Genomic DNA, 11820 nt, shown 5'->3' with positions numbered 1-11820 from the left:
GCCGAGCCCCCGCCGCCAACGGATTTAGCGCTTGATATCGCCGTCCGGCCGCAGGCCGGAGCGGGGTTCGGACGGGAGGACGGGACCGGACTGGCGGTCGCGCGCCGCGAGGCGTCCTGGTGGCGTGGACCGTCTGCGGGGTGAGTGCGCGCGTCCCGACGGGCGTGAGTGCGGCTCGGTCTCCGGCGTGGGTGCGGCTTGGCCCCAGGCGCCGTCTCCGGCGTCAGCACGGCTCGGCCACCCGCACCCACTTCCGCGTCAGTGCGGCTCGGCCCCGGCACCCTCTCCGGCCTTGGTACGACTCGTCCTCCGCGCCCTCTCCCGCGTCAGCGGGACTCGGCCGCCCGTACCGCCTCCGGTGTCGGGGCCGTGCCGCCGAGGTGGGCCGGTATCCACCACGTGTCGTCGGTGCCCTTCGGGCGGACCGGGTACGCGCGCTGGGCGGCCTCCAGCAACTCCTGCACGCGCCCGCGCAGTCGCCGGGTGATGGCGCCCGCGTACTCGTCGCGCGAGGCATCCATGGGCTCGCCCACCCGGATGGTGATCGGGATGTGGCTGCGCTTGAAGTTGCGCGGGTGGCCCTTGGTCCACAGCCGCTGGGTGCCCCAGACGGCCATCGGGATCAGCGGCACGCCCGCGTCCTGCGCCAACCGCGCGGCGCCCGACTTGAAGCTCTTCAGCGCGAACGACGGCGAGATCGTGGCCTCCGGGAACACTCCGATCACCTCGCCGGCGCGCAGCGACTCCAGCGCGTGCTTGTACGCGGTCTCGCCCTGCTTGCGGTCCACCGGGATGTGCTTCATGCCGCGCATCAGCGGACCGGACACCTTGTGCCGGAAGACCGACTCCTTGGCCATGAAGCGCACCAGACGCTTCTGCGGCAGGGCCGACAGACCACTGAAGACGAAGTCCAGATAGCTGATGTGATTGCTGACCAGCACGGCGCCGCCCGCGCGCGGGATGTTCTCCGAACCCTGGCAATCGATCTTCAGGTCCCATGCCTTGAACAGCGTACGGGCAAAACCGATCACGGGACGATACACAAGCTCTGCCATGGGCGGGGCGGGCCCTTCCTGCTCTGCCAGGGAAGGGGTCTCCCGGCGGAAAGCTACGCAGCCGTAGGTTTACGGCATCTCGCAGATGGTGCCCGAAGAACGAACCGGGGGCCACCCCTGGTGCCCGCACCCGGCGTAATCCTCGTCACGTCCTACGGACGGCCCAGCGCGACCCGGTGAAGACCTGTCCCCGGCCTGTCTCCGGCCTGTTCCTGGACTGTTCCCGGCCTTTCCCCGACACGGCCCCGGCCGGGGCTCGACACGGCCTCGACACGCCCCCGTACGGTCCTGCGCCCCGCCATGGTCCCGCCCCCGCCCGGCCACATGGCCGCCACGACGCCCGCACGCCTCACGCGCCCCCCTACTTCGCCCGCACCGCCACCCGTCGCCCCAGCAGATACACCTCGCAGCCCAGGCAGTACCCGAACGCGGCGTTCAGGAAGGCCGCCGCGAGTGCCGCCCCGGTCGCCGCGAGCCCCAGCCACTGCGGCCCCAGCGCGAAACCGATCAGGCCGAGCAGCGCGAAACCGAGCCCGACCGTCTGCGCGAACCGGGGCGGCTCCGGCGGCTCGAACGCGGTCGGCGGCCCGATCCGGGGCCGTACGAACCGCCGGAACACCCAGCCGTACGGCGACCGGCCGACCCCGCCCGCCGCGCCGAGCGCGAACGCCAGCGTCTGCCAGGCCAGCAGCCAGGCACTGCCGATGATCAGCACGACCGCCAGGACCACGGCGGTCACGGCCGCCCCGAACCGCGGCCCTCTCACATCGATGTCCATGAATCAAGCATTCCGTAGCGTGGACGCGCCGTCGGCCCGGGAATCTTTGCAGTCTCGTGAACGCTGACCCGACCGATGACCGGACTGGTGGTGTGCCTTGCGGTGCTCGCGGCGGCGAGCGTCTACGGAGTGCTGCACAAGCGGCGGAGCGGGAGAGTACGGGTGCGCGGGCGCGACGACGGCAAACGGCTCGGAGCCACGGAACTGGGCGGCGCCCTGGGAGAGCGGGCCACCCTCGTGCAGTTCTCCAGCGCCTTCTGCGCCCCTTGCCGGGCGACCCGCCGGATCCTGGGCGAGGTCGCCCAACTGGTCCCGGGCGTCGCCCACGTCGAGATCGACGCCGAGGCGCACCTGGACCTCGTACGCGAACTGGAGATCCTCAAGACGCCCACTGTGCTCGTCCTCGACGCGGACGGGCGGATCGTGCGGCGCGCGACCGGGCAGCCGCGCAGGGCGGATGTGATCGCGGCACTGGGCGAGGCGGTGTGAGAGGGGCCACCGCGCGGCGGAGCCGGGTGGCCGGGCCGAGGCGCCGCGTGAGGGGAACGGGCCGGCGTCAGATGGGTCACTCGGCGTCGGTGAGCCATCTCCCATATGCCGGGACGTACTTGACCGTATCCACCACCCGTCGTCAGCCTGAACGTATGCCCAGGACCACCCCATGACGGCCACGCCGGATCTGGAGGCCGCCCGGCCCGGCTCGCCCGAGTTGCTGCGTTCCGTCTTCCGGCGGCATGCGGCGGGGGTCGCCGTGATCACGGCGGCGGGCGCCCGGGGTCCGGTCGGGTTCACGGCCACGTCCCTGGCGTCGGTCGCGGCCGAGCCGCCGTTGCTCTCCTTCGGGATCGGCACGGGCGCGTCGAGTTGGCCGGCCGTCTCGGCGGCGGAGTACGTCGGGGTGCATGTGCTGGGGGAGCGGCAGGGGGAACTCGCCATGACGTTCGCGCGGAGCGGGGCTGATCGGTTCGCGCCGCCGACGCGGTGGCGCGAGGGGCCCGAGGGGGTTCCGGTGCTGGACGGGGTGCTCGCCTGGGCGGTGTGCCGGGTGCACGCGCGCGTGCCCGCGGGTGATCACCGGATCGTGATCGCCGAGGTCGTCCTGGGCGACCCCACGGGTACCGGACGACCCCTGCTCTATCACCAAGGGGGCTTCACCGGCCTGCGGGATTGATCACTTGAACGTGCGCCTGCGGGACCGTCCAGTTCCGGTTACGCTGCGTTGCAAAGGTCACAGTTCAAAGCGCTTGCTTAGTGGGAATGAACTGGATGTACTGACGAGTAATATCTTGTGCGGGGCGCGGGTCGCCCCGACCGGGACCGGCCGCCAGAGGCGCCTATGCTGCCTGCTGGAAGGCAGCCGAAAAATGACGATTGCAGTAGGAGAGCCGGCGTGAGCTTGAGGATCGTTGTCACCGTGAAGTACGTGCCCGACGCCACTGGCGACCGGCATTTCGCCGATGACCTGACCGTCGACCGCGACGACGTGGACGGTCTGCTCTCCGAACTGGACGAGTACGCGGTCGAGCAGGCGCTGCGGATCTCCGAGAACTCCGACGACGACGTCGAGGTCACCGTCCTGACGGTCGGCCCCGAGGACGCCAAGGACGCGCTGCGCAAGGCGCTGTCCATGGGCGCGGACAAGGCGATCCACGTCGAGGACGACGATCTGCACGGCACCGACGCGATCGGTACGTCCCTGGTGCTGGCGAAGGCGATCGAGAAGGCCGGCTACGACCTGGTCGTCTCCGGCATGGCGTCCACCGACGGCACCATGGGCATCGTCCCCGCCCTGCTCGCCGAGCGCCTGGGCGTCCCGCAGGTCACGCTGCTGTCCGAGGTCTCCGTCCAGGACGGCACGGTCACCGGCCGTCGCGACGGCGACGCCGCCTCCGAGCAGTTGGAGGCGTCCCTGCCCGCGGTCGTGTCGGTCACCGACCAGTCGGGCGAGGCCCGTTACCCGTCGTTCAAGGGCATCATGGCGGCCAAGAAGAAGCCGGTGCAGTCCTGGGACCTGTCCGATCTGGACATCGACGAGGACGAGGTCGGCCTGGACAACGCCTACACGGTGGTCGACTCCGCGGCCGAGCGGCCGGCCCGCACGGCCGGCACGATCGTCAAGGACGAGGGCGAGGGCGGCAAGCAGCTCGCCGAGTTCCTCGCGAGCCAGAAGTTCGTCTGAGCCCCGCGCGTCACGGGTTCGTCCGGGTCGCGCGAGCCGGAGGGTCGTCCGACGCCGCGCGCGTCGGTGGTTCGTCCGATGCCCGCGCGTGCCGGAAGCCCGTCCCCGGCCCGCGTGCCGGAGGCCCGCCCCCAGGCCCGCGAGCCCGAGGTTCGTCCGGGTCTCGCCACCCGGGTGAGCCGTACGGCGTGACACGCCGCCCGCCCCGCATCCTTCGCAAGCAGGAGAGATAGTCCCATGGCTGAAGTTCTCGTCTACGTCGATCACGTGGACGGTGCCGTCCGCAAGCCCACCCTGGAACTGCTGACCCTGGCCCGCCGCATCGGCGACCCGGTCGCCGTCGCCCTGGGCAACGGCGCCGCCGACACCGCTCCCGTCCTGGCCGAGCACGGCGCCGTCAGGGTCCTCACCCACGACGCCGCCGAGTACACCGACTACCTGGTCGTCCCCAAGGTCGACGCCCTCAAGGCCGCCTATGACGCCGTCTCCCCGGCCGCGGTGCTGGTCCCGTCGTCGGCGGAGGGCAAGGAGATCGCCGCCCGCCTCGCGCTGCGCATCGGCTCCGGCATCATCACCGACGCCATCGACCTGACCGACGGCGACGAGGGCCCCGTCGCCACCCAGTCGGTGTTCGCCGCCGCCTTCACCACCCGCTCCCGCGTCTCGCGGGGCATCCCGGTCATCACCGTCAAGCCGAACGCCGCGCCCGTGGAGGCCGCCCCGGCCGCCGGTGACGTGGAGGCCCTGACCGTGGCGTTCTCCGACCAGGCGACCGGCACGAAGGTCACCGCGCGCACGCCGCGCGAGGCGACCGGGCGCCCCGAGCTGACCGAGGCCGCGATCGTGGTCTCCGGCGGACGCGGTGTCAACGGCGCCGAGAACTTCGCGATCATCGAGACGCTGGCCGACGAACTCGGCGCGGCCGTCGGCGCCTCGCGCGCGGCGGTCGACGCGGGCTGGTACCCGCACACCAACCAGGTCGGCCAGACCGGCAAGTCGGTCTCCCCGCAGCTGTACATCGCGGCCGGTATCTCGGGCGCGATCCAGCACCGCGCGGGCATGCAGACCTCCAAGACCATCGTCGCCGTCAACAAGGACGCCGAGGCCCCGATCTTCGACCTGGTCGACTACGGCATCGTCGGCGACCTCTTCGCCGTCGTGCCCCAGCTCACCGAGGAGATCAAGACCCGCAAGGGCTGATCGTCCGGCAAGGCCCGGAGTCTCGTACGAGGCCCCCGTGACCGTTGATGCGGTCATGGGGGCCTCGGCGTGTCGTACGTGCGGGGGGGCGACGTGTTGGCGGTCCGTCGGGCGTGCGGGTGGGCGTGTCGGCGGTCAGCCGAGCGTGAGTGTCGCCTGTACCGGCAAATGATCGCTCGGGAACTGATCGTTCGCGGAGAAGGTGTTGATGACCGCGCGGTGGGTGGTCACGCCGGGGGTGGCCAGGATCCAGTCGATGCGGTCGCCGTCCGGGGTCAGCGGGCGGTAGCCGTGGAAGGTGGCGTACAGCGCGCCGCGCTCGGCGGCGGTGTCCCAGGTGTCGGTGAGACCGGCGGCCAGCAGCGTGTCGTACACCGGGTTCCTGTGCGCGGCGACATTGAAGTCACCGGTGACCACCAGGGGGAGAGCGGGGTCCAGGGCGGCGATGCGCTGGGTGATCAGAGCGGCGGCACGCGCGCGTGCGTTCTGACTGCTGTTGTCCAGGTGGGTGTTGAGGAAGAAGAACTCCCGGCCGTCGTCGGCGAGGTCGCGGAAGCGGACCCAGGTGACCATGCGGATGGAGCCCCCGCCCCAGGTGTTGGAGCCGATGACGTCGGGCGTGTCGGACAGCCAGAAATGATCGAACGCCAGCGGGGTGAAGCGGCGGGTGTCGTAGAGGATCGCCATGAACTCGTCGCGGCTGCCGCCCGCGCGGCCGGTGCCGATCCAGTCGTAGTGCGTTCCGAGGTCGCTCTCGATGTCGCGCAGCTGGTGGTAGAGGCCCTCCTGGGTGCCGATCAGCTGGGGGCGCTCACGGCGCAGCAGTTCGCGCATGACCGGTCTGCGGACGGTCCAGCTGTGGGGCTCGGTGTCGCTCGCGAAACGCAGATTGAAGGACATGACCTCCAGGCGGCGCCCTTGGCGCTCGCCTGCGGATGCGGCGGACGCGGCGGACGCGGCGGACGCGGCGCCGGTGGTGAGCGGGGTGCTCGACAGGGGGACGGCGATCGTGGCGGCGAGCGCGGTCTTCAGGCCCAGACGGCGCGTGAGGCGGGTGCGGCTCGGCACGGGGGCTCCTTCGCTGGTTCGCTGGGAAACGGGACATCCGGGCTGGGGGCTCGCCGGGTTCGTTCAGCAGGGTCCTGATCGTGTGTACCGCATGGTTGTACCGCCGGATGAGATGGGCGTGAACATGCCGAAATCCGGGAGTGACTCGGTTCGGAAGAGGTGTTGACCGTCGGAACGGGCGACAGATAGCTTCATTCAACGGATTGTTGATTCCATGAAGCGGAAAAGCGGAGGGTGTGGGATGGGTCAGGGCCAGCAGGAGCGGGTGCGGACGAGCCTCGCGGGCGCCGTGAGCGAGGAGATCAGTGCCTCCCTCGGACCGGTCGACGCCGAACTGGAGCGCCGCTACCCCGGAGACCCCGGCACCCGCCAGCCCGTCCACACCGTCTACGTCCCCGGCGACGCCTTCGCCGCCGACACCGTCCGCTCCTGGGGCGACCAGGCGCTCGCCGCCCTGGACGAACACGCCCCGGACGCCGCCTCCTTCGCCGCGGTCCTCGGACTCGACGAGACGCTCGCCGAACCCGTGCACGCGCGCGTGCGCGCCAAACTGGAGCGCGAGCCGATCGAAGACCTGCGGGTCGACTTCGAGGACGGCTACGGCCCCCGCCCCGACGCCGAGGAGGACGAGGCCGCCGCCCGCGCGGCCCGCCTGATCACCGAGGCGTACGAGAACGGCACCGCCGCCCCGTACATGGGCATCCGGATGAAGTGCATGGAGGCGCCGGTCCGCGACCGGGGCATCCGCACCCTCGACATCTTCCTCACCGGTCTGATCGAATCCGGCGGACTGCCCGCCGGACTGGTCCTCACGCTGCCCAAGGTGACCTATCCCGAGCAGGTCACCGCCATGGTGCGGCTGCTGGACGCGTTCGAGAAGGCGCACGCACTGGAACCCGGCCGGATCGGCTTCGAGATCCAGATCGAGACCAGCCAGTCCATCCTGGCCACCGACGGCACCGCCACCGTCGCCCGGATGATCCAGGCTGCCGAGGGCCGTGCCACCGGACTGCACTACGGCACCTTCGACTACAGCGCCTGCCTCGGTGTCTCCGCCGCCTACCAGGCCGGCGACCACCCCGCCGCCGACCACGCCAAGGCCGTCATGCAGGTCGCCGCCGCGGGCACCGGCGTACGCGTCTCGGACGGCTCGACCAACGTCCTGCCGGTCGGTACGACGGAGCACGTGCACGACGCCTGGCGGCTCCACCACGGCCTCACACGCCGTGCCCTGGCCCGCGCCTACTACCAGGGCTGGGACATGCACCCCGGCCACCTCCCCACCCGCTACGCCGCCGTCTTCGCCTTCTACCGCGAGGGCTTCGAACCGGCCGCCGCCCGCCTCGCCCGGTACGCCAGCCGCACCGCCGGCGACATCATGGACGAGCCGGCCACCGCCAAGGCCCTCAGCGGCTATCTGCTGCGCGGCCTGGACTGCGGGGCGCTCGACATCGCCGAGGTGACCGGCCTGACCGGACTGTCCCGGACCGGCCTGGAGGGCTTCGCGGTGCCCCGGCGGGCCGATCTGACGGCTTCCGGACAGTAGCGCCCCGGACAGGCAGCCAGGATGCTGCGCGCCGTCCCGCTACCGAGCGTGTCCCCCGTACCGCTCCAGACCGGACGCCGTCACCAGCTTCTCCTGCGCGAACAACAGGGTCCCGCGCGCGCTGAGCGCCGGATCGGAGCGCACGCGCGCACAGAACCGCTCCGGCGTGTCGCCGCACAGCTCCCGCAGCCGGGGCGAAGCGATCAGCAACTCGGTGATCAGGGTGCGCTGGTCCCCGTGGCGGCGGGGCGTGCCGGTGCCGTCGTGCAGCACGCCGCGGCGATTGACGTACGCGAAGGCGCCCGGCAGCGTACGGCCGTCGGCCAGTTCGATCCGCACGTGCGGTGCGGGCAGCCAGGCGCGCCGGTAGTTGCCGTCCGGCAGGGGGACGCCCTCGCTGGCGTCCACCGCGGCGAGTTGCGCGGCGTCGAGCCAGGTGAGGAACAGCTCCCGTACGGTGCCCGGGGCCGCGAACGGGGAGGCGCTGACGTATCCCATGCGGCTGATGTGCGCCGACACGCCGACGCCGAGGCCGGTCACGCGTGTCTTGACCAGGGGGAGCGGCGTGGTGATCCCGGATTCGGCGAGCTTGCGGCGGAGCTGGCCGGGGCAGGCGTTGGAGCCGACGGCGAGCACCGGGACACGGTCCTCGTGGACCAACTGCGTGAGCGGCAGCAGCCGATCGCCTACGAGCAGGCCGGACTCGGCGGGCCAGGCGCCGGGGTAGGCCAGCGGATGATCGCGGGGGGCGACGGCGAGGCCCAGCTCCTCCAGCGTGCGGCCGGGGGCGGGGAGTGACGCGGGGGCGGCGTCGCGGTCCGGTTCGTCCATCCGGTGCCCCTCAGTTCGACGGTGTGAACTCGCCCGAGCCTCGCTGGATCAGGCGCGTCGGCAGTTCGATCCGCTCGGGTGTGATCAGAGTGCCGTCCAGTTGCCGGAAGAGCCGTTCGGCGGCCGTGCGGCCGAGGGCCGCCGCGTCCTGGGCGACGACGGTGACACCCGGCTGGAGCAGATCGCCCAACTCGATGTCGTCGAAGCCGACCAGGGCGATCCGCCGTGTCTGCTCGGCGAGGACCCGGATCACGGTGACCGTCACGCGGTTGTTGCCCGCGAAGATCGCGGTGACCGGGTCGGGACCGGTGAGCATCTCCTCCGCCGCCCGCCGCACCCGCTGTGGGTCGGTCACCCCCAGGGACATCCAGGCGGGCGCGACGGGTATCCCGGCGTCCTCCATGGCGGCCCGGTAGCCGCGCAGCCGTTCGGCGGCGGTGTGGATGCGCGGCCGGTCACCGATGAAACCGATCCTGCGGTGGCCGTGCGCGATGAGGTGCGCGACCCCGTTGCGCGCGCCGCCGAAGCTGTCGGACAGCACCGCGTCGGCGTCGATCTTCCCGGCCGGGCGGTCCACGAAAACCGTGGCCACGCCCGCGCGGATCTCCGGTTCCAGATAGCGGTGGTCGTCACCGGCCGGGATGACCACCAGCCCGTCCACCCGGCGGGCGCACAACGCCAGCGCCAGCTCCTGCTCGCGCTCGGGGTCCTCCGCGCTGGAGCCGTTGATCAGCAGCGCTCCGTGCGCGCGTGCCACCTCCTCGACGGCGCGGCTGAGCGGCCCGTAGAACGGGTCGGCGAGATCCTCCAGGACCAGCCCGATGCTCGCCGTACGGCCCTTGCGCAGGACACGCGCGCTGTCGTTGCGGCGGAAGCCCAGGGCGTCGATGGCCTCCTGGACACGCCGCTCGGTCTCGGGCGTGACCCCGGGCTCTCCGTTGACGACACGCGAGACCGTCTTCAGGCCGACCCCGGCTCGTGCGGCCACGTCCTTCATGGTCGGCCGGTTGCCGTAGCGGGTCGTCGGGAGGCCGTCTGCTCGGCGGTGCGTGTCGGGCACGATGGGGTGTCCTGTTCCTGTGGTCCACGAGGCTGCGTCGGCGCGTCGGGGCATTTGTGGGATGTGGCATCGAGCATAGGGCCTGGACAACGTTGTCAGAAGCGGGAGAGACTGTCCACCGCAATCTTCGGCCCGCGCGCCCCACCGCTGGACCGGCCTACCCATTCCCCGTGGCCTCACGGGGAGACCGACCTTGGTTTGACGGGGAGATCCCACTCTGATGCACACCGACCTCGTGGCAGCGCTCGACATCGGCGGCACCAAGATCGCCGGAGCGCTGGTGGACGGCCACGGCACGATCCTGGTGCGGGCGCAGCGCCCGACGCCCGCACAGAAGCACGGCGACACGGTGATGGGAGCCGTCGAGGAGGTGCTCCGGGAACTCATCGCCTCGCCGCTGTGGGGCCGCGTGGACGCCCTCGGCATCGGCAGCGCGGGCCCGGTGGACGCCTCCGCCGGGACCGTGAGCCCGGTGAACGTTCCGGGCTGGCGGGACTATCCACTGGTCCACCGGGTCCAGGAGGCGACCGGCGGGCTGCCCGTCGAACTCATCGGCGACGGCGTGGCGATCACCGCCGCCGAACACTGGCAGGGCGCCGCGCGCGGCCACGACAACGCGCTGTGCATGGTGGTCTCCACCGGCGTCGGAGGCGGCCTGGTCCTGAACGGACGACTGCACCCCGGCCCGACCGGGAACGCCGGCCACATCGGTCACATCTGCGTGGACCTCGACGGCGATCCCTGCGCGTGCGGTTCGCGCGGCTGTGTCGAACGGATCGCGAGCGGTCCGAACATCGCCCGGCGGGCGCTGGAGGGAGGCTGGCGGCCCGGACCGGACGGTGACACGTCCGCCGCGGCGGTGGCCGCCGCCGCGCGCGCGGGCGATCCGGTGGCCACCGCCTCCTTCGAACGCGCCGCGCACGCCCTCGCCGCCGGGATCGCGGCCACCGCGACCCTGGTCGAGATCGACATCGCCGTCATAGGGGGAGGCGTCGGCAAGGCGGGTCCCGTGCTCCTCGACCCCCTCCGCAAGGCCCTCGGTACCTACGCCACGCTTTCGTTCGTTCAGCGGCTGACGATCGTTCCGGCGCAGATGGGGACGGACGCGGGGCTGGTCGGCGCGGCGGCGGCGGTTCTGGCCCGCCGTACGGACACGACGGTGGCGGGGGTTTAGGGCGCGCTGGTGGTTCGGGCGGTCGGCCGGGGGGTTGTTGGCTGATCGGTCGATCACATCGCGATGTTCGTTCGATCAGACGCCACGGCTCAAGCGGGCGTCCGCCCAGTCGCGGCCGGAGGTCGTACGCACCCGGTTCGGCGTTCGCTGGTGCGGTGACCCTCCAGCGGGTGGCGAGCCCTCGCGGCCGGTCGGCAGGGAGCGGGCCGTGGCCGGGGAGGCGGCGCGGACCGTCCAGCCGTCGGGCGCGCGCAGGGTGACCGAGGCGTCCTGGCCGGGGTGCGGTCGGCGGTCGTGAGGTGGGTGTCGAGCGGGGCGGGTCGGTCGGCCGCGATCAGCGGGCGGCTGTCCAAGCCGAATTCGACGGAGGGCGGGTACTGGGTCCGCCCTCCGGGAGTCCGCTCGGCCCCGTAGCAGGACGGTGCCCAGGGCGGGGACGGTCGTCGTGAGGGGCCCGCGGCGTTGCCGGTGCGGTGCTGCCACAGATCGTGGCCGATGTGCCCGGAGGCGGCGAGCAGGCTCACCGCCCTGGCGGTCGTCGTGATGCGCTGCGGGCTGGAGGACTCGTTGAACAGTGCCACCGCGCGGTTGCCGAGGATCTGGAAGGTGTCCTCCGTACGGCGCCGGACCGTGACCCCAGTGCCGCCCTGGGAGTTGAGCGGGGCATGAAGAAGCGCAGCATGCTGGCCATCGCCTCCCTCGCCACCGGATTTGTCGTCGCCGCCATCTCCCCGTCCCACGGGCTCGGCGACGAACTGGCCGAAATCGATGTGAACGGCACCCTCAGCGCCGTCGACCAGACCATCGCCAGCGACAGCCTGGCCATGGACGAGAACGCCCTGGGCGGGGGCGGCCCCAAGAAGTGAGGGGCGGCCCACCACCCGCCCCCAGCGCCGTGGCGCCGGACCCCGTACCGCGGGGGACCGGCG

At 72.0% G+C, this 11820-nt stretch carries 12 protein-coding genes; 7 read left to right on the top strand and 5 right to left on the bottom strand.

Going from position 1 to position 11820, the window contains the following annotated elements; translation table 11 throughout:
• Positions 1 to 326: 326 nt before the first annotated feature.
• Positions 327 to 1055, bottom strand: a complete 729-nt coding sequence (locus ACFXAZ_RS13215; protein ID WP_384588902.1) for a lysophospholipid acyltransferase family protein — start codon at positions 1053 to 1055, stop codon at positions 327 to 329.
• A 361-nt stretch (positions 1056 to 1416) separates the two neighbouring features.
• A complete protein-coding gene (locus ACFXAZ_RS13210) occupies positions 1417 to 1833 on the bottom strand; it encodes a DUF4395 domain-containing protein (RefSeq protein ID WP_384588899.1) in 417 nt (138 codons plus the stop codon).
• A 75-nt stretch (positions 1834 to 1908) separates the two neighbouring features.
• On the opposite strand from ACFXAZ_RS13210, the gene ACFXAZ_RS13205 reads away from it, so the two are divergent.
• The 4 genes from ACFXAZ_RS13205 to ACFXAZ_RS13190 all read left to right on the top strand — a co-directional run bounded on the left by ACFXAZ_RS13205 (position 1909) and on the right by ACFXAZ_RS13190 (position 5212).
• Positions 1909 to 2322: a TlpA family protein disulfide reductase gene (locus ACFXAZ_RS13205; RefSeq protein WP_384588897.1), complete on the top strand. Its 414-nt coding sequence runs from the start codon at positions 1909 to 1911 to the stop codon at positions 2320 to 2322.
• A gap of 172 nt (positions 2323 to 2494) precedes the next feature.
• The gene (locus tag ACFXAZ_RS13200) at positions 2495 to 3004 is read left to right on the top strand and encodes a flavin reductase family protein (protein WP_384588894.1); all 510 of its coding nucleotides are present in this window, start codon (positions 2495 to 2497) and stop codon (positions 3002 to 3004) included.
• A gap of 219 nt (positions 3005 to 3223) precedes the next feature.
• A complete protein-coding gene (locus ACFXAZ_RS13195) occupies positions 3224 to 4012 on the top strand; it encodes an electron transfer flavoprotein subunit beta/FixA family protein (RefSeq protein ID WP_384588891.1) in 789 nt (262 codons plus the stop codon).
• Positions 4013 to 4249: 237 nt separating this feature from the next.
• A complete protein-coding gene (locus ACFXAZ_RS13190; RefSeq protein WP_384588888.1) occupies positions 4250 to 5212 on the top strand; it encodes an electron transfer flavoprotein subunit alpha/FixB family protein in 963 nt (320 codons plus the stop codon).
• 135 nt (positions 5213 to 5347) lie between these two features.
• Here the strand turns inward: ACFXAZ_RS13190 and ACFXAZ_RS13185 are convergent, their stop codons facing one another.
• Positions 5348 to 6280 (bottom strand): endonuclease/exonuclease/phosphatase family protein, encoded by a 933-nt coding sequence (locus ACFXAZ_RS13185; protein ID WP_384588885.1) that lies wholly within the window; start codon positions 6278 to 6280, stop codon positions 5348 to 5350.
• Between the two features lie 241 nt (positions 6281 to 6521).
• Between ACFXAZ_RS13185 and ACFXAZ_RS13180 the strand changes: the two genes are divergently transcribed.
• Positions 6522 to 7826: a DUF6986 family protein gene (locus tag ACFXAZ_RS13180; protein WP_384588882.1), complete on the top strand. Its 1305-nt coding sequence runs from the start codon at positions 6522 to 6524 to the stop codon at positions 7824 to 7826.
• A gap of 39 nt (positions 7827 to 7865) precedes the next feature.
• Here ACFXAZ_RS13180 and ACFXAZ_RS13175 read toward each other — a convergent pair whose 3' ends face one another.
• Both ACFXAZ_RS13175 and ACFXAZ_RS13170 read right to left on the bottom strand, forming a co-directional pair.
• Positions 7866 to 8657: a hypothetical protein gene (locus ACFXAZ_RS13175; RefSeq protein WP_384588879.1), complete on the bottom strand. Its 792-nt coding sequence runs from the start codon at positions 8655 to 8657 to the stop codon at positions 7866 to 7868.
• 10 nt (positions 8658 to 8667) lie between these two features.
• Positions 8668 to 9717, bottom strand: coding sequence for a LacI family DNA-binding transcriptional regulator (locus ACFXAZ_RS13170; RefSeq protein WP_384588876.1), 1050 nt, complete (start codon positions 9715 to 9717; stop codon positions 8668 to 8670).
• A gap of 220 nt (positions 9718 to 9937) precedes the next feature.
• Here ACFXAZ_RS13170 and ACFXAZ_RS13165 point away from each other — a divergent pair, with 220 nt between their 5' ends.
• Together ACFXAZ_RS13165 and ACFXAZ_RS13160 are read left to right on the top strand one after the other, a co-directional pair.
• Positions 9938 to 10891 (top strand): ROK family protein, encoded by a 954-nt coding sequence (locus ACFXAZ_RS13165; RefSeq protein WP_384588872.1) that lies wholly within the window; start codon positions 9938 to 9940, stop codon positions 10889 to 10891.
• A 665-nt stretch (positions 10892 to 11556) separates the two neighbouring features.
• Positions 11557 to 11757: a hypothetical protein gene (locus ACFXAZ_RS13160; RefSeq protein WP_384588869.1), complete on the top strand. Its 201-nt coding sequence runs from the start codon at positions 11557 to 11559 to the stop codon at positions 11755 to 11757.
• Positions 11758 to 11820 lie beyond the last annotated feature (63 nt).

The sequence above is a fragment of the Streptomyces sp. NPDC059477 genome (assembly GCF_042749375.1).
Classification (GTDB): Bacteria; Actinomycetota; Actinomycetes; order Streptomycetales; family Streptomycetaceae; genus Streptomyces.
The sequence above is the reverse complement of the archived record's forward strand: the minus strand, read 5'-3'. Positions and strand labels throughout refer to the sequence as shown.

Bases quoted from the DNA above. Each gene is read 5' to 3' on its own strand.
- ACFXAZ_RS13215 (WP_384588902.1), bottom strand. From the start codon at position 1,055: ATGGCAGAGCTTGTGTATCGTCCCGTGATCGGTTTTGCCCGTACGCTG.
- ACFXAZ_RS13210 (WP_384588899.1), bottom strand. From the start codon at position 1,833: ATGGACATCGATGTGAGAGGGCCGCGGTTCGGGGCGGCCGTGACCGCC.
- ACFXAZ_RS13205 (WP_384588897.1), top strand. From the start codon at position 1,909: ATGACCGGACTGGTGGTGTGCCTTGCGGTGCTCGCGGCGGCGAGCGTC.
- ACFXAZ_RS13200 (WP_384588894.1), top strand. From the start codon at position 2,495: ATGACGGCCACGCCGGATCTGGAGGCCGCCCGGCCCGGCTCGCCCGAG.
- ACFXAZ_RS13190 (WP_384588888.1), top strand. From the start codon at position 4,250: ATGGCTGAAGTTCTCGTCTACGTCGATCACGTGGACGGTGCCGTCCGC.
- ACFXAZ_RS13180 (WP_384588882.1), top strand. From the start codon at position 6,522: ATGGGTCAGGGCCAGCAGGAGCGGGTGCGGACGAGCCTCGCGGGCGCC.
- ACFXAZ_RS13175 (WP_384588879.1), bottom strand. From the start codon at position 8,657: ATGGACGAACCGGACCGCGACGCCGCCCCCGCGTCACTCCCCGCCCCC.
- ACFXAZ_RS13165 (WP_384588872.1), top strand. From the start codon at position 9,938: ATGCACACCGACCTCGTGGCAGCGCTCGACATCGGCGGCACCAAGATC.
- ACFXAZ_RS13160 (WP_384588869.1), top strand. From the start codon at position 11,557: ATGAAGAAGCGCAGCATGCTGGCCATCGCCTCCCTCGCCACCGGATTT.